Below are 20,484 nucleotides of genomic sequence, written 5' to 3' on the forward strand. Positions count from 1 at the left end.
GTGTACTTCACCGACCGCGGCCTGGAGGAGCTCGCCGACCGGCGGGGCGGCGAGCACGTGACCCTCGCCTGGTTGGCCGACCAGCTGCAGGCCTTCGTCGACCAGCACCCCGACTTCGAGGTGCCGATCGAGCGGCTGGCCACCTGGCTGGCGCGGGGCGGCACCGACGACGTCGACGACGAGGACTGACCCGCCGGCCCCGCGATGATCAGGTGACCTGATCGTGCGGCGTCCTCCCCCACGTCCCACCGTGAGGGGGGACGCGCTGCGGTGCGGGAGGACGCCCGGTGATCCGGCCTCCCTGCAGGGTCCCGCCGCGAGCCTGCGAGCGGTGGGGGGGCAGGGAGGTCCTCCCTCTGATCGTCGGGTCGGTGCGCCTCCGTCACCGGCGGCCCACCAGGCGGGACGCTGCGCACGTGCTCGGTCACTCCCACGCGCTCTCCGGCCTGGCCGCCGGTGCGGCGACCCTCCCCTGGGCCCCGGTCGACGGCACCGTCGCGCAGGTGGCGTGGGTCGCCGCGGCCGGTGGGTTCGCGATGCTGCCCGACCTCGACCACAGCGGGTCGACGGTCTCGGACATGTGGGGCCCGGTCACCGACGTGCCGTCGGGCGCGATCGGCCGCCTCGCCGGCGGGCACCGCTGGGGCACCCACGACGCGCTGCTGGCGCCGGTGGCCTTCGGTGCCGTGGCGCTGGCCGCGGCCAACCTGTACTGGTCGAGCCTGGTGGTCATGGCGCTGGCCATCGGGCTCGCGCTGCGCGCGCTGCACTTCGTCATCCCCGGCCGCGCCGAGAACACCGTCGTCGGCAACCTGGTGCTGTCCTTCGGCGGCGCCTGGCTGCTGCTGGAGAACATGCCGCAGCCGACGTGGCTGCCCTGGGCGGTGGCGCTCGGCGTGCTGACCCACGTCGTCGGCGACCTGATCACCAAGCAGGGCGTGCCGGTGCCCCTGCTGTGGCTGCTCAAGCGCAAGCGGGTCGCGCTCACCCCGATGCGCACCGGCACGACGCTGGAGAAGTCGGTGCTCGCGCCGGCGTTCCTGCTCGTCGCGGTGTGGTTCCTCTACGACAACACCGCCGCGCGGGGCGTCGTCGAGCCCTACCTGCAGGGGTTGCTCAGCCTGGGCGGCTGAGACAGCACCGAGACCCCGGCAGCACCCCGGCGCGCCATGCTGGGCGGGTGTCCCGCACCGCCGCCGTGCTGCTGGCCCTGCTGTGCGCCGGCTGCGCCGGGGAGGCCGGCACCCCGGACGCCTTCACCGGGCGCGACCGGCTGCCCGCGTGCCCCGTCCAGGACCTCGGCCAGGGCGAGCCGATCGCGCCGGACGCCCTCGCCTGCCTGGACGCCGGCCGGACCGTGGACGGCGCCGAGCTGGCGGTCACCCGGCCCACGACGGAGGGCGACCCGGTGACGACGTGGTACCGCGCCCGCCCCGGCGTGCCCGGCCTGGAGGTGTTCGTCGACGGCACCCGCGACCGGTTCGGCACCGGCGAGTGGGTGCGGCTGGACTGCCCGGCCGCCACCGGCCCCGACGACGGCCTGGGCGGCTGCGCCGAGACCGTCCTGGGGTGACGGCGGGTCGGCCGGTGCGGGTGGGCGTGGTCGCGTGCCCTCCCCCGTCGGTGGACCCGCCGGGCGCTCCCCGGCCGCCGGGGGCCGGCGGCGGCTACGGTCCCCCGCTGTGACCGCCGTCCCGCCGCGCCTGGACCGGGGCACGCACGTCGGCTACGCGGTGGGCTCCATCGCCACCGCCGCCTTCGGCACCGTCCCCGGCCTGCTGCTGCTCTACTACCTGACCGACGTCCTCGGGGTGGCCGCCGGGCTGGCCGGCCTGGTCGTGTTCGCGCCCAAGGCCTGGGACGTGCTGCTCAACCCGTGGATCGGCAGCCGCTCGGACCGCACGACCGGGCGCTGGGGGCCGCGCCGGCCGTGGATGCTCGCCGGCGGCCTGGCGCTGCCGCCGCTGTTCGTCCTCGTCTTCGCCGGCCCGGGCGGCCCGCCGGCGCTGGCTGCCACCTGGGTGGCGGTCGCCTTCCTGCTCGCCGCCACGGCCTACGGCTGCTTCCAGGTGCCCTACGTCGCCCAGCCGGCGGAGATCACCGACGATCCCGGCGAGCGGGCCACGCTGGTGTCCTGGCGGGTGGCCGCGCTGGCGCTGGGCATCCTGATCGCCGGGGCGGGCGCCCCGGCGGTGGTCGACGCCTTCGGCGGTGGCCGCGGCGGGTACCTGGCGATGGGCGTCTTCGTGGCGGTGCTGCTCGCGGGCGGGATGCTCGGTGCGGTCGCCGGCACCCGCCGCGCGCCCACGCTCACCCGCACCACCAGCGAGGGCCGGCTCGGCGCGACGCTGGTCGTCGCCTGGCGGACCCGGCCGTTCCGGGTGCTGCTCACCGGCTTCGTCGTCCAGGCGCTCGGGATCGGCGTGATGCTCGCCGGCGTCCCCTACTACTCCGAGCACGTGCTCGGCGATCCCGCCGCCGGGTCGCTGCTGTTCGCCGCGCTCGTCGGCCCGGCGATCCTCGTCGTGCCGCTGTGGCTGCGGGTCAGCAGGCGGCTGGGCAAGCGCACCGGGCTGCTGGCGTCCTCGACGGTGTTCGTCTGGGCCGCGGCCGGGCTGGCGTTCGTCGGCACCGGCGGCACCGGGTTCGCCGTCGCGCTCGTGGTGCTCGTCGGGGTGGGCTACGCCGGCATGCAGATGTTCCCGCTGGCGATGCTCCCCGACGTCGTCGCCGCCGATGAGGCCGCCTCCGGACGGCGGCGGGCCGGCGTCTTCACCGGCGTGTGGACGGCGGCCGAGACGCTCGGCCTCGCCGTCGGCCCCGGCCTGCTCGGGCTGCTGCTGGCCGCGGCGGGCTACGTCTCCTCCACCGGTGGCGACGCCGTCCAGTCCGGCGGCGCGGTGCTCGCCGTGCGGCTCGGCTTCTCCGTCGTCCCGGCGCTGTTCGTGCTGGCCAGCCTGCCGGTGCTGGCCCGCTACCGGCTCGACCCCGTCCCCGCCCGTCCCGAGGAGGTCCCGGCGTGACGCCGCAGGAGGTGCTGGCCGAGCTCACCGCGCTGCAGGCCGGCGACGTGCCCACCCACGGGGGCTCGACGATGGCCTACGTCTACGACTCCGGGCTGGCCGGCCTGGAGGACCTCGCCGCCGCCGCGCAGGCGGCGTTCCAGTGGACGAACGCGCTGGACCCGACCGCCTTCCCCAGCGTCGCCCGCATCGAGGACGACCTCGTGGGCGCGGCGGCGGACCTGCTCGGCGGCGGGCCGGCGACGGTCGGCACGGTCACCAGCGGCGGCACCGAGAGCTGCCTGCTGGCGGTGCTGGCCGCCCGGGAGCGGTGGCGCGCGCGGGGCGGGTCGGGCCGTCCCCGGCTCCTGCTGCCGGTCACCGCGCACGCCGCGTTCCGCAAGGCCGCGCACCTGTTCGACCTCGACGTCGTCGACGTCGCCGTCGACCCGGTCACCTGCCGCGCGCTGCCCTCCGCGGTGGCCGCGGAGCTCGACGCCCGTGCCGCGCTGGTCGTGGTCAGCGCACCGTCCTACCCGCACGGGGTGCTCGACCCGGTCGGCGAGGTGGCCGCGCCGGCCGCCGCCGCGGGCGTGCCCTGCCACGTCGACGCGTGCATCGGCGGCTGGGTGCTGCCCTTCCTCGACGACGTGCCCGAGCCCTTCGACCTGTCGGTGCCGGGTGTGACCTCGCTGTCGGTGGACCTGCACAAGTACGGCTACGCGCCCAAGGGCGTCTCGGTGCTGCTCACCGCCGAGCCGGAGCTGCGCCAGGGGCACTGGTTCAGCACCGCCGGCTGGCCCGGTTACCCGGTGGTCAACCCGACGCTGGCCGGCACCCGCCCGGCCGGGCCGATGGCCGCCGCCTGGGCGGTGCACCGGTGGCTGGGCCGGGACGGCTACGCCGAGCTCGCGCGGGCCACCCGGGCGGCCACGGTCGCCCTCGCCGAGGGCGCCGCGGCGATCCCCGGCCTGCGGGTGGTCGGGTCGCCGGTGGCCACCCTGGTGGCGTTGGCGCAGGACGGCCCGGGCGGCGTCGACGTGCTCAACCTCGCCGACGAGACCACCGCCCGCGGCTGGCTGCTGCAGCCGCAGCCGCCGTTCGGACAGCCCGGCGGCGCCGACCTGCCGGCCACGCTGCACCTGACGGTCACCGGCGCCACGGCCGGCCGGGTCGACGCGCTGCTCGCCGACCTCGCCGACGCCGCCCGCGCGGCCGCGGCACTGCCCCGCCCGGTGGCCGACCCCGCCCTGGTCGCCGCCGCGGCCACGATCGACCCCGCGGCGCTGACCGTCGCGGAGGTCGACGCGCTGCTGGAGCTCGCCGGCGTCGGCGGCGGGCGGCTGCCCGAGCGGATGGCGCCGGTGCACGCCCTGGTGGCCGCGCTCCCCCGCCCGGTGGCCGAGCGGCTGCTGGCCGGCGTCCTCGACCTGGTCTACCGGCCGCGCCGGGCGGTGCCTACGCGGTGACGCCCTGCTCGCGGGCGCAGGCGGCCACGGCCTCGGCGACCGCGGTGGCCACCCGCCGGTCCAGCGGGCTCGGCACCACGTGGCCGGGCGCGAGGTCGTCGCCGACGACCCCGGCGATCGCCCCGGCCGCGGCCAGCTTCATCTCCTCGGTGATGGCCGTGGCGCCGGCGTCGATGGCGCCGCGGAAGACCCCGGGGAAGGCCAGCACGTTGTTGATCTGGTTGGGCAGGTCGCTGCGCCCGGTGGCGACGACGGCGGCGTACCGCGCGGCCATCTCCGGGTCGACCTCCGGCGTCGGGTTGGCCAGGGAGAACACGATGCAGCCCGGCGCCATCGACGCGATCGCCGCCTCGGGCACCGTGCCGCCGGACAGGCCCAGGTAGACGTCGGCGCCGGCCAGCGCGGCGGTCATCGTGCCCGCGTGGCCGCCGGTGTTGGTGTGCTCGGCGAGCCACCGCTTGACCGGCGGGAGGTCCTCGCGGCCGGTGTGCAGCACGCCGCGGGAGTCCGCGACGGCGATGTCGCCCACCCCGGCCTCAAGCAGGATCTTCGTGCAGGCGACGCCCGCGGCCCCGGCGCCGGCGACGACCACCCGCAGGTCGCCGAGCCCGCGGCCGGTCACCGCGGCGGCGTTGCGCAGCGCGGCCAGGACGACGATCGCCGTCCCGTGCTGGTCGTCGTGCATGACCGGGATGTCCAACCGCTCGCGCAGCCGCTCCTCGACCTCGAAGCAGCGGGGTGCGCTGATGTCCTCGAGGTTGATCCCCCCGAAGGACGGCGCGATGGCCGCCACGGTCTCGACGATGGTGTCGACGTCGGTGGTCGAGAGCACCACCGGCACCGCCGAGAGCCCGGCGAACTCGCTGAACAGGCAGGCCTTGCCCTCCATCACCGGCAGCGCCGCGGCCGGGCCGATGTCGCCCAGGCCGAGGACGGCGGTGCCGTCGGAGACGACGGCCACCACGCGCGGCGCCCAGGTGAAGCGGCGGGCGAGCGCGGGTTCGGCGGCGATGGCGCTGGACACGCGCGCGACACCCGGGGTGTAGGTCAGCGCGAGGTCGTCGCGGGTCTCGATCGGCCGCGTCGGGCGTACCGCGAGCTTGCCGCCCTCGTGCACCGCGAACGCCGGGTCGGCGGCGAAGCGGTCGGCGGTCGGTCCCGGGGTGCCCGTCCCTGCGCCCATGGGCCCAGCAGGGTAGTGCCGGACCCCGGGTCGCCGCTCACCCCACCCCGTGGGGCGAGGTCGGGGCCCGGGTCGCTCGCTACCGTGCCGCCCGTGGAGATCCGAGAGCTCGCCGTGCCGGACAGCTACGTGCTCGACCTGGTGCCGCACGGCGACGACCGGGGCCGCTTCACCGAGTGGTACCGCGCCGACGTGCTCGCCTCGGCCACCGGGCGGTCGCTGCCGCTGGCGCAGGCCAACCACAGCGTCTCCGCGCGCGGCGTGCTCCGCGGCGTCCACTTCGCGCTCGTGCCCCCCGGCCAGGCCAAGTACGTCTACTGCCCGGCCGGCCGGGTCCTCGACGTCGTCGTCGACGTGCGGGTCGGGTCGCCGACCTTCGGCGTCTCCGACGCGGTGCTGCTGGAGTCCGACCGGCCGCGCGCGGTCTTCCTCGCCGAGGGCCTCGGGCACGCCTTCGTGGCGCTGGAGGACGGGTCGTCGGTGACCTACCTCGTCTCCTCCGGGTACTCCCCCGGCCGCGAGTTCGGCGTCTCCCCCCTCGACCCCGACCTGGACCTGCCGTGGCCGGCCGACCTGGAGTACCGGCTGTCGGACAAGGACCGGGCCGCGCCCACGCTGGCGCAGGCGCGGGAGCAGGGGCTGCTGCCGACGATGGAGCAGTGCGCCGCCCACTACGCCCGGCAGCGCCAGGGCGCCTAGGCGGGCGGCGGGGCCAGCCGGCCGGGCCGCGGCCGCAGCCGGGCGACGACGCGGCCGACGGCGACCGCGGGTCCGTAGGCACGGCTGTCGTCGGTGACCAGCGGGTTGTCACCGCGGACGTCGACCGCGCCGTCGCCGAGCAGCCGGTGCACCCGCTTGACCACCAGCAGGCCGGGACGGGACGGGAAGCGGGCCAGGACGACGTCGCCGACCGCGACCCGGCCGTCGCGGACCCGCCGCACCAGCAGCCGGTCGCCGTGCCGCACGGTCGGCGACATCGACGGTCCGGTGACGCGGGCGAGCACCCACGCCGACGGCAGCGCCGCGGGCGGGCGCCGTCCAGGGCGGGGACCGATCACCCCGAGTAGGGTCGCAGACGACCTGACCATCGACTGACGGAGGAGAGGACATGCTGTTCAGCCGCGTGTTCTCCGCCGTGGAGGCCACCGCGCACTGCGACCTCCCGTGCGGCGTGTACGACCCGGCCCAGGCCCGCATCGAGGCGGAGTCGGTGAAGGCCATCCAGGAGAAGTACCAGGGCAGTGAGGACGAGGTCTTCCGCCAGCGCTGCGTCCTGATCAAGGAGCAGCGTTCGGACCTCGTCAAGCACCACCTGTGGGTGCTGTGGACCGACTACTTCAAGCCCCCGCACTTCGAGAAGTACCCGCAGCTGCACGAGCTGTTCAACAAGGCCACCAAGCAGGCCGGCGCGGCCGGCGGCAAGGGCAGCATGGACCCCGCCGAGGGCCAGAAGCTGCTCGACTACATCGCCGAGATCGACCGGATCTTCTGGGAGACGAAGGCCGCCGCCTGAGCACGAGCACGTCCCGACGGCCGGTGGGCGCTGCGCCCACCGGCCGTCGGCGTCCCCGGGCACCGATGAGTCCCGGTGGCGAGGCCGGTCACCGCTCCCGACACCCCGATCCCCGAGGAGACCCGCGATGGCCGTCCGGCTCAACCCCTACCTGCACTTCTCCGGCAACGCCCGCGAGGCGATGGAGTCCTACCGCTCCGTCTTCGGCGGGCACCTGGAGGTCATGACCTTCGGCGACGTGGGCGGGGGCGGCGGCGAGTACCCCGACGACGGCGTCATGCACGCGTTCCTGCGCACCGACCAGGGCCTGGAGCTCATGGCCTCCGACGGCCACGACCCCGACGCCGGCGGGCCGGACAAGGTGTCGCTGTCGCTGTCCGGCGACGACCTCGGGCTGCTCACCGGCTGGTTCGAGGCGCTGTCCGAGGGCGGCGCGGTCGACGTCCCGCTGGACGAGCAGGTGTGGGGCGACACCTTCGGCCAGGTGACCGACCGGTTCGGCATCCGCTGGCTCGTCAACGTGGCGACGCCCGGCGTGTGACGAAGGACCCCGCTGCCCCCCGCCGCTCGCACGCTCGCGACGGGCCCCTGCAGCGGGGCCAGGAGCACCACTGCCGCCCGGTACCGTCAGCCCTCGATGCGCATCGACCGGGCCGGGTGGCCCTTCATCACCGGACCCCTCGGGCCGGCGGCCGTCCTGGCCCTCGCCGGCGCGCGGACGGGCCGCCGCTGGGCCCGCGTGGCCGCCTGGCCGTTCCTCGCGCTGTCGGCCTACATGGTCCTGTTCTTCCGCGACCCCGACCGGCCCTGCGACCGCGAGGAGCCGCCGGCCGACGTCGTCGTGTCCCCCGCCGACGGCATGGTGATGGTCGCCGGCGAGCCGCAGGAGGGTGTCGCGCCCGAGCCCGCGCCGCCGGGCGGCTGGCAGCAGGTCAGCGTGTTCCTGTCCGTCGTCGACGTGCACGTCAACCGCTCGCCCTACCGCGGCGAGGTCGTGCAGAGCTCCTACCGCCCGGGCAGCTTCCTGGCCGCCTACCGCGCCGAGTCCGCGCACCGCAACGAGCGCAGCGAGCTGTGGCTGCGCGAGGACCACCCGGGAGGCGAGCGCACCGTCGTCTTCCGGCAGCTGGTCGGGGTGCTCGCGCGCCGCATCGTCACCCGCACCGGCGTCGGCCGGCGGCTGGCCACCGGCGAGCGCTTCGGCCTGATGAAGTTCGGCTCGCGGATGGACGTCTTCCTGCCCGCGGAGTGCACGATCATCGTGCGGAAGGGCCAGCGCGTGCGCGGCGGGGACACCGTCATCGCCCGCTGGCCCGCCGCCGGCTGAGAGCCCCCGGTGCCCAGTTCGGCCTCGGGCGAGGGGCGGCCCGCCACCCGGCGCACGGCGACCGTGGAGTTCGTCCGCGGCTCGGTCCGCGGCAGCCGCCGCCGCGCCATGGCGACGCTGCCCAGCCTGTTCACGCTGGCCAACATGATGTGCGGCTTCGCCGCCATCCTGGTGTCGATCCGCGGGCAGTACACCCTCGCCGCCGTCCTCATCGGCCTGTCGGTGCTCTTCGACATCGCCGACGGCGCCGTCGCCCGGCTGGTCGGCGCGGTGAGCTCCTTCGGCCTGCAGTTCGACTCGCTGGCCGACCTGGTCTCCTTCGGCCTGGCGCCCGCGCTGCTGGCCTTCACCCTGTTCTCCGAGGGCCGCGACGAGTGGGACCCGCTGGGCTGGGTGGTCTGCTTCCTGTGGGTGGCGTGCGCGGCCATCCGGCTGGCCCGCTTCAACACCACCGTGGACCCGACCGCGGACAAGCGGTACTTCACCGGCATGCCCAGCCCCGGCGCGGCCGGGGTGGTGCTGGCCTCGGTGTTCGCCTTCGGCGACCAGATGCAGGGCCGCGACCGGCTGTGGGTGCTGCTCATCGTCGCCGTCCCGGCGCTGCTCATGGTCAGCACCGTCCGGTTCCGCTCGTTCCGCTCGCTGGTCAGCCCGAAGAGCGGCCGCCCGTACGGGCTGGTCGCCGCCGCGGTGGCGCTGGTCGTCGGGTTCGCCACCGTCCCCGTCGTCACCGGCTGCGTGCTGGCCTACGGCTACCTGCTGGCGCCGGTCCTGGTGCCGCTGCTCTCACCCCTCGGCCGGCTGGTCCCGGCCCGCGTCCGGGAGGTCCTCACGTGACGGTGCGGCCGATCGAGCCCGCCGACGTCCCGGCCGTCGTCGGCCTGGTGCGCGAGCTGGCCGAGTACGAGCACGCCGCGCACGAGGTCCGGCTCACCGAGGAGCAGCTGCACGGCGCGCTGTTCGGTGACTCCCCCGCCCTGTTCGGGCACGTGGCGCTCGGTCCCGGCGGCGCCGTCGTCGGCACGGCGCTGTGGTTCCTCAACTTCTCCACCTGGCGCGGCACCCACGGCGTCTACCTGGAGGACCTCTACGTGCAGCCGCAGCACCGCGGCAGCGGCCTGGGCCGGGAGCTGCTGCGGACGCTGGCGGCCACCTGCGTCGAGCGCGGCTACGGCCGGCTGGAGTGGTCGGTGCTCGACTGGAACACCCCCTCCATCGACTTCTACCGGGCCGCCGGCGCCCTCCCGATGGACGGGTGGACGGTGTTCCGGCTGACCGACGACGCGCTGACCTCGTTCGCCGCCGACCGCCGCGACCGACCGGCCGCCGGCTCGTAGGGCAGGCTGGGCGGGTGGGAACCGAGCGTGGCCCGGCGGAGTGCTGGCTGACCGACATGGACGGCGTCCTGGTGCACGAGGGACAGGCCCTGCCCGGGGCCGCGGACTTCCTCGCCCGGCTCGTCGACGCGGAACGGCGCTTCCTCGTCCTCACCAACAACTCGATCTTCACCCCGCGCGACCTCGCCGCCCGGCTGGCGCGCTCGGGCCTGCACGTGCCCGAGGAGTCGATCTGGACCTCGGCCCTGGCCACGGCCGACTTCCTGTCCTCCCAGCTGCCCGGCGGGTCGGCCTACGTGATCGGCGAGGCCGGGCTCACCACGGCGCTGTACGAGGCCGGCTACACCCTCACCGACACCGACCCGGACTTCGTCGTGCTCGGCGAGACGCGCACCTACTCCTTCGAGGCCATCACCCGGGCCATCCGCCTCATCGGGGCCGGGTCGCGGTTCATCGCCACCAACCCCGACGTCACCGGCCCCTCGCCGGAGGGCCCGCTGCCGGCCACCGGCTCGGTCGCCGCGCTGATCACCGAGGCCACCGGCGCCAAGCCCTACTTCGTGGGCAAACCGAACCCGATGATGTTCCGCAGCGCGATGAACCGGATCGAGGCGCACTCGGAGTCCACCGTGATGATCGGCGACCGCATGGACACCGACGTCGTCGCCGGGATCGAGGCGGGCCTGGAGACGATCCTGGTGCTCACCGGCTCCACCACGGCCGCCGACGTCGCCCGCTTCCCGTTCCGGCCCAGCAGGGTGCTCGACTCGATCGCCGACGTCGTCGAGCTCGTGTGAGGAGGACCCCGTCCTCCCCACCCCTCGCACGCTCGGGGCGGGCCCCGGGACGGGGCCGCGAGCACCGCCGGAAGGGAGCGGATCCCCTCAGCGGTCGAGGAACGCCAGCCGCGCCTCGGGGGTGGCCAGCAGGTAGAGCTCGGCCACCGCCAGGACGATGAGCGGGATGCCCAGCAGCGGCTGCCCGCCCGGGAACGCGGTGCTGTAGCCGAACAGGCCGAGCAGCAGCTGGAGCACGACCACCGGCCCCCGCGACCAGCCGGCCAGCCGCCGCAGCCCCGCCGCGGCCACCGCCAGCGCCACCCCGAAGAAGCCCACGTAGACGACCTCGGCCAGCGCCCGGCCGACGCTGTCGGGGTCGCTGGTGATCGTCAGCCACAGCAGGACCAGCGCCCCGGCGAGCAGCAGCCCGGCCTCGACGGCGGCCACCACCGCCGCCCGGACGACGGCCCGCGGCGCCTCGGGACGGGGTGGGCGCGGCGGGCGGGCCGAGGGCTGCGCGGCACCGCCGAGGAGCCGCTCGGCCCTGGTCGGGCGGCGTGTCGCGTCCTCCTCCGTCACACCAGCGAGGCTACGCGTCAGCCGCCACGGCAGCCCCGCTCCGGACCGGTTGGGCGGCCCGCGTGCTGGTTAGCTCACAGCCATGCGCGCGCTCGTGGTGGCCAACCCCGCGGCGACGACGACGACCGGGCGGGTGCGCGACGTGCTCGTCGGCGCGCTGGCCAGCGAGCTGAAGGTCGACCTCGCCGAGACCACCCACCGCGGCCACGCCCGCGAGCTCGGGCAGCAGGCGCTGGCCGACGGCGTCGACGTCGTCGTCGCGCTCGGTGGCGACGGCACGGTCAACGAGGTCGTCAACGGCCTGCTCACCGACGGGCCGGGCGCGCACGTGCCCACCCTGGCCGTCGTGCCGGGCGGCTCCACCAACGTCTTCTCCCGCGCGCTGGGCCGCTCGCGCGACCCGGTCGAGGCGACCGGCGAGATCCTCGACTCGCTGCGGTCGGGCCGGACCCGGCGGGTCTCCCTCGGCACCGCCAGCGCCACCGGGACCAGCACCGCCGCGGTCCGCGGGGTCGACCCGGGAACCGCGGTGGCCGCGGCCGAGGTCGGCGCGCAGGTGCACCCGGGGTGGAGCGAGCCGCGCTGGTTCGTCTTCGCCGCCGGGATGGGTTTCGACGCCGACGTCATCGCGCGGGTGGAGGCCGTGCGCGCCCGCGGCCGCCGGTCCACCGGCGCGCTCTACGTCCGCGAGGCCACCCGCGCCTTCGTGCTGGGCCGCGAGCGCCGGCGCCCGGCCGTGACGCTGGCGCTGCCGGGCGAGCCGGACCTCGACGGCCTCTTCCTGTGCCTGGTGTCCAACGTGAGCCCGTGGACCTACCTGGGCTCGCGCCCGGTCAACCCCAGCCCCGAGGCCTCCTTCGACACCGGTCTCGACGTCTTCGCGATGGGCCGGATGGGCGTGCTGCGGATGCTGCACCACTCGCGGCAGGTGCTCGCCCGCCGTCCCGACGCCCGCGGCCGCGGCGTGCACCGCCGGCACGACCTCGGCGACGCCGTCCTCACCGCCTCCCGGCCGCAGGGCTGGCAGCTCGACGGCGACCACCTCGGCACCGCCACCGGGCTGCGCGTGCGCTCGGTGCCCGCGGCGCTGTCCGTCGTCTCCTAGGCGCACCTCGGTCCGTGGGCGTTCCCGCGGGGACGCCCACGGAGAGGACCCGGGCGTCGCAGGAGCGCGCCGCACCGTCCTCGCGAGACCCGTCCGCGGCCGGACGGTGTGCGCTGACGGGCAGCCGTGGGGGGGATGTGCGCACACCTGCACACCGTCGGTCGGCGGCCGGACGTCCCTCACGCACGTCCGGGGCGCGGTGTCAACGACCTCCGCGGTCCCGAGTGGCGCCCCTAGCACGCCCGTGGTGAGGTTGCTCACGCGGGGTCAGACCACGACCGCCGCGCGCTTGACACGCCGTCCTCAGGTGAAAACATCGCGAGAGGAACGCAACCTGCCGGTAACAAGCGGCAGGCGGTCGCTGGAACGAGGCGCTGGGCAACCGGTGTCGCGCCCACGCAGGCGGCCCGACGTCAGCGATCTGCAAGCACCGAACGTCGTCGACACCGAGGAGTGCACCGACATGGACTGGCGCCACCGCGCCCTCTGCCGGGACGAGGACCCCGAGCTGTTCTTCCCCATCGGGACGACCGGCCCCGCCCTCGTGCAAGTCGAGCAGGCGAAGGCCGTGTGCCGTCGTTGCTCCGTCATGGAGTCCTGCCTCGACTGGGCCCTGCGATCCGGCCAGGACTCGGGCGTGTGGGGCGGGTTGTCCGAGGACGAGCGGCGCGCTCTCAAGCGCCGCCAGTCCCGCACCCGCGTCCGCGCCTGAGCGCACCGCACCACCCGGCGGCGAGGCCGGTCACCCGCTCCGGGTGACCGGCCTCGCCGCTGTCACACGGTCGTCCTACCGGACGACACCGCGGCTCCCTGCCCGGGAGGATCTCGGAGGCCACTCCGCCTAGCGACGGGGGCGGCCGGCGCCGGGGAGCTCCAGCACGACCTCGGTGCCCGGCCGGCCCGGCCCCGGCGGCTCGGCGGGGGTGGCGGCGTGCAGCGCGCCGCCGAGCTCGCTGGTGACCAGCGTCCGCACGATCTGCAGCCCCAGCCCGTCGCTGGACGCCGGGTCGAAGCCCTCGGGCAGCCCGCGGCCGTCGTCGCGGACCCGCACCACGAGGTCCTCGCCGTCCCGCTCGGCGACCAGCTCGATCGCGCCGGGCGGCCCGTCGGGCGGGAAGGCGTGCTCGGCGGCGTTCTGCAGCAGCTCGGTGACCGCCATGACCAGCGGCGTCGCCGTCGCCGCGGGCAGCTCCCCGAACCGCCCGACCCGGCGGGTGCGCGCGGCCGGGCCGATGGAGGTCAGGTCGCCGAGCATGGGCAGCACCTGGTCGAAGACGTCGTCGACGTCGACGACGTCCTCCCGGCTGCCGGCCAGGGTCTCGTGGACGACGGCGATGGAGGCCACCCGCCGCACCGACTCCTCCAGCGCCGCGCGCGCCGCCGGCTCGGTCATGCGGCGGGCCTGCAGCCGCAGCAGGGCGGCGACGGTCTGCAGGTTGTTCTTCACGCGGTGGTGGATCTCGCGGATCGTGGCGTCCTTGGTCAGCAGCGCCCGGTCGCGGCTGCGCAGGTCGGTGACGTCGCGGACGAGCACCAGCGCGCCCTCCTCGGCCCCGGGCGCCTGCAGCGGCAGGGCGCGCACCAGGAGCGTGGCGGTGCGCCCCTCGACGTCGGTGGGGTCGGGGAACCGCCCGGCCACCGCGGCGGCGATGGCCGCCGCCACCGCCTCCCCCGCCACCCGGTCCGACGACGCCGCCCGCGTCACCTTCGCCAGGTCAGCACCGGCCAGGTCCCCGGTGACGCCGAGGCGGCGGTAGGCCGACAGCGCGTTCGGGCTGGCGTAGACCGCGCGGCCGGCCGCGTCCAGGCGCACCAGCCCGTCGCCCACCCGCGGGCTCATCTCGGCGTCGAGCAGCTTCTCCGGCGGGAAGGTGCCGGCCGAGACCATGAGGCAGAGGTCGGCGGCGATGTCGAGGTAGGTCAGCTCCAGCGTCGACGGCGACCGGGTGACGGCCAGGTTGGTGTCCTTGGCGAGCACCGCGACGACGACGCCGTCGTGCCGGACCGGGATGATCTCCCGGCGCCGCGGGGCCCGGCCCGACCAGTCCGGGTCGCCCTCGGTCACCGGCCGGCCCTCGCGGTGGGCCAGCCGGAACGGGTCGGCGTCGGCGCCGTCGGCCTCGCTGCCGACCAGGTCCTCGGGCTGGCTGGTGGGCGCGGTGAGCGGGCGGACCTGGGCGACGCACCACCACGCGCCGGTGCGCAGCGGCACCCACAGCGTCAGGTCGGCGAAGGCGAGGTCGGCCAGCAGCTGCCAGTCGGCCACGAGGCGCCGGGCGTGGTCGACCTGCGAGGGCGCGGTCGCCGAGCCGCGGCCCAGGCGTTCGGAGAGGGTGCTCATCGGGACCGAGCGTATGGCTCGCGCCCTCCCTAGGCTGGCGCCCCGTGGCCCTCCCCTCCCCCGACCTGACCCCGCTGACCGTCGAGGACGCCGTCCCCGCCGACTGGCCGGCCATCGCCGAGCTGACCGTCTCGGTCTACCGCGACGAGCGGCTGGCCTCCGAGGAGTACCTCGGGCAGCTGGCCGACGTCGCGCACCGGGCGGGCCGCTCGCAGCTGCTGGTGGCCCGCGACGGCGGGCGGGTCGTCGGCGCCGTCGCGCTGGTGCTCGAGGGCGACTTCGGCGAGATCACCGCCGGCGACGACGAGGCCGCGTTCCGGATGCTCGTCGTCGACCCGCGGGTGCGCGGCCGGGGCGTGGGCGAGTCGCTGGTGCGGGTGTGCCTGGACCGGGCCCGCGCGGCGGGCAAGCGGCGGGTGGTGCTGTCCACCGACCCGCGGATGACCGCCGCGCACCGCCTCTACGCCCGGCTCGGGTTCACCCGGCTGCCCGGGCGCGACTGGAGCCCACGCCCGGGCATCGACCTGCTGGCCTACGTGCTGGAGCTCTGGGCGGCCGACCCGCTGCCGGGCACCGCGACGCCCGCCGCGGCGGCCAGCGCGTCGAGCTCGGCGAGGACGTCGCGCAGCAGCACGTCGACGTCGGGCAGCAGCTCGGCGCAGGAGACCAGCCCCCAGTCGAGCCGGTCGAGGTAGCTCTGCACCGTGATGTTGAGCCCCTGCCCCTCGACGATCGTCGAGACCGGGAAGTAGTGCTCGAGGCGGGCGCCCGCGGCGTAGAGCGGCGTGCGCGGGCCGGGCACGTTGGAGATCACCAGGTTCCCCGGCGTGAGCCGCGAGCCCAGACGCAGCCGGGCGCTGAGCCGCATGGCCCGCGCGAAGACCGCCGGCGGTGGGAACTCCGCGAAGTCGGTGAGCCGCTCGGCCGGCAGCGCCGAGAACAGCTCCTTGCTGCTGGCCATCGCCTCGTGCACGCGCCGGACCCGCCGCACGGGGTCGGGCTCGTCGGTGGGCAGCACGGCCGAGAGCATCGACACCCGGTTGGTCCAGCGGTCGGTCTCCTCCCCGGTCCGCACCGAGACGGGCACCAGCGCCACGAGCGGGTCCTCCGGCAGCGCCCCGCGCCGGTCGAGCCAGGTGCGCAGGCCACCGGCGCAGGCGGCCATGACGACGTCGTTGACCGTGGCGCCCAGCGCGGACTTGACCTGCCGGACCACGTCGAGCGACGTCGAGGCGATGGCGAGCTTGCGGTGCGGGGTGATCGGCCCGTTGAACGGCGTGCGCGGCGGCCGGACGCTGGGCAGCGGCGGGGGCTGGTCGGGCTCCTCGGGGCGGGACCGCCCGAGGTTGAGCACCGTGCCGACCGGCCCGCGCAGGCTCCGGCGGACGTCGTTGGCCGCCCGCACCAGCACGGGGTTGCGCGTCGCCCGGCCGATCTCGCGGGCGGTGCGGGTGGCCAGCAGCACCCCGCGCGCGGGCTTGCGGGCGAGGCCGAGCGCGCCGCGCGCGAGCATCTCCAGGTCCCCCGGCGGCCGCTCGGGCGTCCAGGACTCCCCCTCGGGGGGCACGGTGCCGCCCTCGGGACGGTCGTCGAGCATCAGGGTCATCAGCTCGACGCCGGAGGCTCCGTCGATGGTGGCGTGGTGGACGATCGTCAGGATGGCGAAGCGCCGGTCGGGCAGGCCCTCGATGACGTAGGACAGCCACAGCGGCTTGCGCCGGTCCAGCGGCCGGGACACCAGGCGCCCCACCAGCGCGGCGAGCTGGTCGTCGGTGCCCGGCGGCGGGACGGCCGTGTGGCGCACGTGGAAGTCCAGGTCGAAGGAGGCGTCGGCCACCCAGTACGGGTGGTCCAGGCCGAGGGGGACCTCCGCCAGGCGCCGGCGCAGCGGTTCGAGCAGGTGCAGCCGCTGCTGCAGCTGCGCCCGCCAGGCGTCGTAGGGCCGGTAGTCGGGGTCGTCGGGGCGGGAGTAGATCGACACGCTCGAGACGTGGCCGAACTGCGCGGACGTCTCCAGGTGCAGGAACGCCGCGTCCAGTCCTGACAGCTGCTTCATCGCCCTGTCCTCCTCGGCTCGGCGGCGGGGGCCCGCGCGGGACACCCGGCCCCGTGGTGTGGGGAAGTGTGTCAGCCCCCACACTCTGCTGCAGGCGGTCGGACGCCCCACCGCGGGGTGGGGCGCGCACCGTCGCCGGCCGTCGACGAGGACGAGGACACGACATGCGCACTGCCGCGCTCCCCACCCGGACGCCCCCTGGGGAGGCTCCCCCGTGGACGGGTGCCTCCCCGTTCGCCGCGCTGCTCGCCGCCCAGCGGCCGTGGCGCGAGGCAGCCGCCCTGCTGCGCTCGCCGGTGTGGCGCGGCCGCGGCGTCCCGGACGGCGGCGGGCTGCCGGTGCTGCTCGTGCCGGGCTTCCTCGCCGGCGACCCGTCGCTGTCGCTGATGGAGAGCTGGCTGCGCGGGCGGGGCTACCGCACGTGCACGTCGCAGATCCGGGTGAACGTCGACTGCACCCGGCGGGCGGTGGAGCGCCTCGAGCGCCGCCTGGTCGACCTCACCGACCGGACAGGGCGGCCGGCGGCGGTCGTCGGCCAGAGCCGCGGCGGGCTGTTCGCCAAGCTGCTGGCGGTGCGCCGGCCCGACCGGGTCACCGGGATCGTCACGCTGGGCAGCCCGAACGTCGACCACATGGCGATCAACCCACTCGTCGCGGCGCAGGTCCGGCTGGTGGCCGCCCTCGGCGGCGCGGGCGTCCCCGGGCTGTTCGTCGACGACTGCCTGCAGGGCGGCTGCGCCGACGAGCTGGCCGAGGAGCTGGCGCGGCCGTTCCCCGCCGGCGTCCCGTACGTGTCGGTCTACTCGCGCGCCGACTGGGTGGTCGACTGGCACGCCTGCCTGGACCCGGCCGCCGAGAACGTGCACGTCGACTCCAGCCACGTCGGCATGAGCGTCCACCCGGAGGTCTACGAGCTCCTCGGGCAGCGGCTGGCGGCGCTGGCCCGGCAGGCGTCCTGAGTGGGACGGCGCCGCTCAGGCGTCGGCGACGGTGGCGATGAGGTCGCCCTCCTGCAGCACCTCGCCCTCGACGACGTGCAGCTCCTGCACGACCCCGGCGCGCTCGGTGAGGACGGGGATCTCCATCTTCATCGACTCGAGGATCACCAGGGTGTCGCCCGCACCGACCTCGGCCCCGGGGGTCACGAGGACCTTCCACACGCTGGACACCATCTCGGCGTGGATCTCCTCGACCGCCACGCAGCACCCCTCTCGAGCCGGATGACCCATCCAAGCAGGCCGGGCCCTCCGGAACCGGAGGGTCCTGCCGCTACGCGCCGGGCTCGGGGTCGCCGTCGGCCAGCCGCTGCAGCACCGCGCACACCTCCGGACCGTCGTGCGGCACGCCGGTCTCGGGCAGGTCGGTGAGCGCGGCGCCAGCGGCCCGGGCGGCGGTGGCGGTGTCGGCCGCGCCGGCGCTGACGGTGGCCAGGAGTGCGTCGTACCAGGGGTCGAGCCGGTCCCCGGGGTCGTAGCCGCTGACCGCGACCACCTCCGTCTGGCCGGCGGTGCCGCGCAGCCGCCCAGCGCTGGGGAGCCGGCCGGAGACCCGGCCGGCCTGCCCGGGCGGCAGCGTGGAGCGCAGCTGCACCGCGACGGCGGCCCGCGGCGGGTGCTCCTCGACGGTGCGGCGGCGCGGTGCGCGCTCGCCGGCGGCCGCGGCGAGCGCGAGGTCGACGGCGTCGACGCGGTGCGCCCGCTCGAGCACCGCCATGTCGAGGGAGAAGCCAGCCGCGACCTCGCCGAGCTCGCCGTCGGCGTCGACCCCGACGGTGACCAGCCCGCGCCAGCCGACCTCGGCCAGCCGCTTGGCGCCGACCGGCATCTCGCCGGGGGGCTCCGGCGTCCAGGACACGCGGGCGATGCCGGCGGCCCGGTCGCGGGAGACGGTCGTGGGATAGCGCAGGCCCTCGTCGGTGACCAGCGCCAGCAGGCCGTGCTCGCTGGCCGGCTCCACGCCGTCGCCACCGAGCCGCTCGAGCACCTCGGCCGGCGGCCCGACCCAGGTCAGGCCGGCGGCGGCCACCTCGGCGGCCAGCGCCGCGTTGCCCGCCAGCGCCGGGGGCACCGGCAGGACGGCGCCGGCGCCGCTGCGGCGGGCGGCCTCGACGATCCGGTCGACGGCGAGGTAGGACTCGGCCGCCGGGGCGGGCCCGAGGAGCACGGCGTCGTCGGCCAGGCGGACGTGCCGCGCCGACCGCTCGGCGTCGGAGTAGACGGCGACGGCCTTGACGCCGAGCCGGGAGCAGGCCGTGATGACCGCGCACGCCGCCGGCCCGCGTCCCGCCACGAGCACGCTCTCGATCCCGTGCTGCGCCACGCCCACGGCCCTCCCCGTCCACCGCGCCGGGTCACCGTCGTCCCGGCCTGCCCCATCGTGCCTGCCGCCTGCGACACCCGCCGCACCGGCCGGGGGGCTCTCCCCCGCCTGTGGGACCCTGGGGGCAGACCATCGGGCGACACCCGGCGCCCGGCACCCGACGACGAGGGAAGGAGGGCAGCGGTGTCCAAGCGCGGACGCAAGCGTCGCTCCCGCAAGGGGAACAAGGCCAACCACGGCAAGCGCCCCAACGCCTGAAATGACGACGGCGCCCCGCTCCCGGTGATCCGGGGCGGGGCGCCGTCGTGTGTGGCCCTCCTGCAGGGGCCCGCCGCGAGCCTGCGAGCGGTGGGGGGCAGGAGGGTCCTTCGTCTACTCGGCCCAGTCGGTGCGGACGACCTCGGTGCGCACCTGCTCGACGCTGACGTGCGTGCCGTCCTCCTCGAAGGAGACGGTGGTCAGCTGCAGCTTGATCCGGTCCCGCAGGCCCAGCGGCGGCTTGTCACCGCCGCAGCGGCGGCGGACCAGCGCCTTGAACTCCTGCTCGATGCCGAACTGCCGCAGGCACGAGGAGCAGTCCTCGAGGTGCTCGGCGATGACGGCGCGTCGGGCGTCGTCGGTCTCGTGGTCGAGGAACTCGAAGACGTGCGACAGGACGTCGTCGCACGAGTCTGCGTGCTCGTGCTCCTGCTCCGCGCTCACGACCGCCCCTCCTCACCGGCGCCGGCGCGGACGAAGCCGCGCTCGCGGGCGTAGTCGGCCAGCAGCCGCTGCAGGCCCCGTCGGCCGCGGTGCAGCCGGGACATCACCGTGCCGATGGGCGTGCCCATGATCTCGGCGATCTCCTTGTAGGCGAAGCCCTCGACGTCGGCGAGGTAGACCGCCAGGCGGAAGTCCTCGGGCAGCTGCTGCAGGGCCTCCTTGATGTCGGAGTCCGGCAGGTGGTCCAGCGCCTCGATCTCCGCCGAGCGCAGCCCGCTGGAGCTGTGCTCCTCCGCTGCGTAGAGCTGCCAGTCCTGCACCTGGTCGGTGGGGTACTGCTGCGGCTGCCGCTGCTTCTTGCGGTAGCTGTTGATGTAGGTGTTGGTCAGGATCCGGTACAGCCAGGCCTTGAGGTTGGTGCCCTCGGCGAACTGGTGGAACGCGGAGTAGGCCTTGACGAACGTCTCCTGGACCAGGTCCTCGGCGTCGGCGGGGTTGCGGGTCATCCGCAGCGCCGCCGGGTAGAGCTGGTCGAGGAAGGGCAGCGCGTCGCGCTCGAAGCGGGTGTCGCGCTCGGCACGGGTCTCGGCGACCTCGGTGCGGCTGCCGCCCTCACGGGCCTCGGGCACCTCCACCGGCGCCCCGACCACCTGCTCGCGCGGGGTCTCGACCGACTCGACGGCGGGGTCCCCGCCCGGGGTCTCCTCAGGCACCGACCGTCCTCTCTGCGGCACCCGGAGGCGGGCCACCACGTCGGTCGATCCTAGTCGCG

General features: G+C 75.9%; 25 protein-coding genes and 1 pseudogene. 17 read left to right on the top strand and 9 right to left on the bottom strand.

What is annotated here, in order from left to right; translation table 11 throughout:
* The 5 genes from ACI780_RS00480 to ACI780_RS00500 all read left to right on the top strand — a co-directional run bounded on the left by ACI780_RS00480 (nucleotide 1) and on the right by ACI780_RS00500 (nucleotide 4,471).
* The gene (locus ACI780_RS00480) at nucleotides 1–189 is read left to right on the top strand and encodes a DUF6104 family protein (RefSeq protein WP_457000392.1); all 189 of its coding nucleotides are present in this window, start codon (nucleotides 1–3) and stop codon (nucleotides 187–189) included.
* Nucleotides 190–416: 227 nt separating this feature from the next.
* The gene (locus tag ACI780_RS00485) at nucleotides 417–1,133 is read left to right on the top strand and encodes a metal-dependent hydrolase (protein ID WP_456870930.1); all 717 of its coding nucleotides are present in this window, start codon (nucleotides 417–419) and stop codon (nucleotides 1,131–1,133) included.
* Nucleotides 1,134–1,180: 47 nt separating this feature from the next.
* Nucleotides 1,181–1,573: a hypothetical protein gene (locus tag ACI780_RS00490; RefSeq protein WP_456870929.1), complete on the top strand. Its 393-nt coding sequence runs from the start codon at nucleotides 1,181–1,183 to the stop codon at nucleotides 1,571–1,573.
* A 109-nt stretch (nucleotides 1,574–1,682) separates the two neighbouring features.
* Nucleotides 1,683–3,023, top strand: a complete 1,341-nt coding sequence (locus ACI780_RS00495; protein ID WP_456870928.1) for an MFS transporter — start codon at nucleotides 1,683–1,685, stop codon at nucleotides 3,021–3,023.
* The gene (locus ACI780_RS00500; RefSeq protein ID WP_457000394.1) at nucleotides 3,020–4,471 is read left to right on the top strand and encodes a pyridoxal phosphate-dependent decarboxylase family protein; all 1,452 of its coding nucleotides are present in this window, start codon (nucleotides 3,020–3,022) and stop codon (nucleotides 4,469–4,471) included. The genes ACI780_RS00495 and ACI780_RS00500 overlap by 4 nt, the downstream gene beginning before the upstream one ends.
* Here ACI780_RS00500 and ACI780_RS00505 read toward each other — a convergent pair.
* The gene (locus tag ACI780_RS00505; RefSeq protein ID WP_457000395.1) at nucleotides 4,461–5,654 is read right to left on the bottom strand and encodes an NAD(P)-dependent malic enzyme; all 1,194 of its coding nucleotides are present in this window, start codon (nucleotides 5,652–5,654) and stop codon (nucleotides 4,461–4,463) included. The genes ACI780_RS00500 and ACI780_RS00505 overlap by 11 nt on opposite strands.
* A gap of 93 nt (nucleotides 5,655–5,747) precedes the next feature.
* Here ACI780_RS00505 and ACI780_RS00510 point away from each other — a divergent pair, with 93 nt between their 5' ends.
* Nucleotides 5,748–6,353: a dTDP-4-dehydrorhamnose 3,5-epimerase family protein gene (locus ACI780_RS00510; protein WP_456870925.1), complete on the top strand. Its 606-nt coding sequence runs from the start codon at nucleotides 5,748–5,750 to the stop codon at nucleotides 6,351–6,353.
* On the opposite strand, the gene ACI780_RS00515 is transcribed toward ACI780_RS00510, so the two are convergent.
* Nucleotides 6,350–6,712, bottom strand: a complete 363-nt coding sequence (locus ACI780_RS00515) for a S26 family signal peptidase (protein ID WP_456871340.1) — start codon at nucleotides 6,710–6,712, stop codon at nucleotides 6,350–6,352. The two genes, ACI780_RS00510 and ACI780_RS00515, sit on opposite strands and share 4 nt — an antisense overlap.
* 50 nt (nucleotides 6,713–6,762) lie before the next feature.
* Between ACI780_RS00515 and sodN the strand changes: the two genes are divergently transcribed.
* The 6 genes from sodN to ACI780_RS00545 all read left to right on the top strand — a co-directional run bounded on the left by sodN (nucleotide 6,763) and on the right by ACI780_RS00545 (nucleotide 10,628).
* Nucleotides 6,763–7,167 (top strand): superoxide dismutase, Ni, encoded by a 405-nt coding sequence (gene sodN, locus ACI780_RS00520; RefSeq protein ID WP_456871341.1) that lies wholly within the window; start codon nucleotides 6,763–6,765, stop codon nucleotides 7,165–7,167.
* A gap of 127 nt (nucleotides 7,168–7,294) precedes the next feature.
* Entirely contained in the window at nucleotides 7,295–7,708 is a 414-nt protein-coding gene (locus tag ACI780_RS00525) for a VOC family protein (protein WP_457000398.1), read from the top strand.
* A 96-nt stretch (nucleotides 7,709–7,804) separates the two neighbouring features.
* Complete coding sequence (locus ACI780_RS00530; protein WP_457000400.1) at nucleotides 7,805–8,494, top strand: phosphatidylserine decarboxylase; 690 nt, start codon at nucleotides 7,805–7,807, stop codon at nucleotides 8,492–8,494.
* 9 nt (nucleotides 8,495–8,503) lie between these two features.
* Entirely contained in the window at nucleotides 8,504–9,331 is an 828-nt protein-coding gene (pssA, locus tag ACI780_RS00535) for a CDP-diacylglycerol--serine O-phosphatidyltransferase (protein WP_456871343.1), read from the top strand.
* Nucleotides 9,328–9,831, top strand: coding sequence for an N-acetyltransferase family protein (locus ACI780_RS00540; RefSeq protein ID WP_456871344.1), 504 nt, complete (start codon nucleotides 9,328–9,330; stop codon nucleotides 9,829–9,831). Before pssA ends, ACI780_RS00540 begins: the two co-directional genes overlap by 4 nt.
* A 14-nt stretch (nucleotides 9,832–9,845) precedes the next feature.
* Nucleotides 9,846–10,628, top strand: coding sequence for an HAD-IIA family hydrolase (locus ACI780_RS00545; protein WP_456871345.1), 783 nt, complete (start codon nucleotides 9,846–9,848; stop codon nucleotides 10,626–10,628).
* Nucleotides 10,629–10,715: 87 nt separating this feature from the next.
* Here ACI780_RS00545 and ACI780_RS00550 read toward each other — a convergent pair whose 3' ends face one another.
* Nucleotides 10,716–11,189: a hypothetical protein gene (locus tag ACI780_RS00550; protein ID WP_456871346.1), complete on the bottom strand. Its 474-nt coding sequence runs from the start codon at nucleotides 11,187–11,189 to the stop codon at nucleotides 10,716–10,718.
* A gap of 82 nt (nucleotides 11,190–11,271) precedes the next feature.
* Between ACI780_RS00550 and ACI780_RS00555 the strand changes: the two genes are divergently transcribed.
* Both ACI780_RS00555 and ACI780_RS00560 read left to right on the top strand, forming a co-directional pair.
* A complete protein-coding gene (locus ACI780_RS00555; protein ID WP_456871347.1) occupies nucleotides 11,272–12,294 on the top strand; it encodes a diacylglycerol/lipid kinase family protein in 1,023 nt (340 codons plus the stop codon).
* A gap of 463 nt (nucleotides 12,295–12,757) precedes the next feature.
* Nucleotides 12,758–13,006, top strand: a complete 249-nt coding sequence (locus ACI780_RS00560) for a WhiB family transcriptional regulator (protein WP_456876495.1) — start codon at nucleotides 12,758–12,760, stop codon at nucleotides 13,004–13,006.
* Between the two features lie 129 nt (nucleotides 13,007–13,135).
* Here ACI780_RS00560 and ACI780_RS00565 read toward each other — a convergent pair whose 3' ends face one another.
* A complete protein-coding gene (locus tag ACI780_RS00565) occupies nucleotides 13,136–14,635 on the bottom strand; it encodes a sensor histidine kinase (protein ID WP_456871349.1) in 1,500 nt (499 codons plus the stop codon).
* Nucleotides 14,636–14,679: 44 nt separating this feature from the next.
* Here ACI780_RS00565 and ACI780_RS00570 point away from each other — a divergent pair.
* A pseudogene (locus ACI780_RS00570) lies at nucleotides 14,680–15,117 on the top strand (GNAT family N-acetyltransferase); the annotation flags it as partial.
* Nucleotides 15,118–15,167: 50 nt separating this feature from the next.
* On the opposite strand, the gene ACI780_RS00575 reads toward ACI780_RS00570, so the two are convergent.
* The gene (locus ACI780_RS00575; protein ID WP_456871350.1) at nucleotides 15,168–16,691 is read right to left on the bottom strand and encodes a WS/DGAT/MGAT family O-acyltransferase; all 1,524 of its coding nucleotides are present in this window, start codon (nucleotides 16,689–16,691) and stop codon (nucleotides 15,168–15,170) included.
* 164 nt (nucleotides 16,692–16,855) lie between these two features.
* Here ACI780_RS00575 and ACI780_RS00580 point away from each other — a divergent pair, with 164 nt between their 5' ends.
* On the top strand, nucleotides 16,856–17,650 hold the full coding sequence (locus ACI780_RS00580) for an esterase/lipase family protein (RefSeq protein ID WP_457000401.1): 795 nt from the start codon (nucleotides 16,856–16,858) through the stop codon (nucleotides 17,648–17,650).
* Nucleotides 17,651–17,665: 15 nt separating this feature from the next.
* Here ACI780_RS00580 and ACI780_RS00585 read toward each other — a convergent pair whose 3' ends face one another.
* Both ACI780_RS00585 and ACI780_RS00590 read right to left on the bottom strand, forming a co-directional pair.
* Complete coding sequence (locus ACI780_RS00585; protein WP_456871352.1) at nucleotides 17,666–17,890, bottom strand: biotin/lipoyl-binding carrier protein; 225 nt, start codon at nucleotides 17,888–17,890, stop codon at nucleotides 17,666–17,668.
* Nucleotides 17,891–17,960: 70 nt separating this feature from the next.
* A complete protein-coding gene (locus ACI780_RS00590; protein ID WP_089402352.1) occupies nucleotides 17,961–19,010 on the bottom strand; it encodes a biotin carboxylase N-terminal domain-containing protein in 1,050 nt (349 codons plus the stop codon).
* A gap of 183 nt (nucleotides 19,011–19,193) precedes the next feature.
* Here ACI780_RS00590 and ACI780_RS00595 point away from each other — a divergent pair, with 183 nt between their 5' ends.
* Entirely contained in the window at nucleotides 19,194–19,268 is a 75-nt protein-coding gene (locus ACI780_RS00595; protein ID WP_014377707.1) for a 50S ribosomal protein bL37, read from the top strand.
* A 114-nt stretch (nucleotides 19,269–19,382) separates the two neighbouring features.
* Here ACI780_RS00595 and rsrA read toward each other — a convergent pair whose 3' ends face one another.
* On the bottom strand, nucleotides 19,383–19,712 hold the full coding sequence (rsrA, locus tag ACI780_RS00600; protein ID WP_456871353.1) for a mycothiol system anti-sigma-R factor: 330 nt from the start codon (nucleotides 19,710–19,712) through the stop codon (nucleotides 19,383–19,385).
* On the bottom strand, nucleotides 19,709–20,425 hold the full coding sequence (locus ACI780_RS00605; RefSeq protein ID WP_457000402.1) for a sigma-70 family RNA polymerase sigma factor: 717 nt from the start codon (nucleotides 20,423–20,425) through the stop codon (nucleotides 19,709–19,711). The genes rsrA and ACI780_RS00605 overlap by 4 nt, the downstream gene beginning before the upstream one ends.
* Nucleotides 20,426–20,484: the final 59 nt, after the last annotated feature.

The organism is Geodermatophilus sp. SYSU D00814 (assembly GCF_054050055.1).

Coding starts and splice junctions, on each gene's coding strand:
- ACI780_RS00580 (WP_457000401.1), top strand. CDS start 16,856: ATGCGCACTGCCGCGCTCCCCACCCGGACGCCCCCTGGGGAGGCTCCC.
- ACI780_RS00555 (WP_456871347.1), top strand. CDS start 11,272: ATGCGCGCGCTCGTGGTGGCCAACCCCGCGGCGACGACGACGACCGGG.
- ACI780_RS00565 (WP_456871349.1), bottom strand. CDS start 14,635: ATGAGCACCCTCTCCGAACGCCTGGGCCGCGGCTCGGCGACCGCGCCC.
- ACI780_RS00505 (WP_457000395.1), bottom strand. CDS start 5,654: ATGGGCGCAGGGACGGGCACCCCGGGACCGACCGCCGACCGCTTCGCC.
- sodN (WP_456871341.1), top strand. CDS start 6,763: ATGCTGTTCAGCCGCGTGTTCTCCGCCGTGGAGGCCACCGCGCACTGC.
- ACI780_RS00525 (WP_457000398.1), top strand. CDS start 7,295: ATGGCCGTCCGGCTCAACCCCTACCTGCACTTCTCCGGCAACGCCCGC.
- ACI780_RS00560 (WP_456876495.1), top strand. CDS start 12,758: ATGGACTGGCGCCACCGCGCCCTCTGCCGGGACGAGGACCCCGAGCTG.
- ACI780_RS00530 (WP_457000400.1), top strand. CDS start 7,805: ATGCGCATCGACCGGGCCGGGTGGCCCTTCATCACCGGACCCCTCGGG.
- ACI780_RS00575 (WP_456871350.1), bottom strand. CDS start 16,691: ATGAAGCAGCTGTCAGGACTGGACGCGGCGTTCCTGCACCTGGAGACG.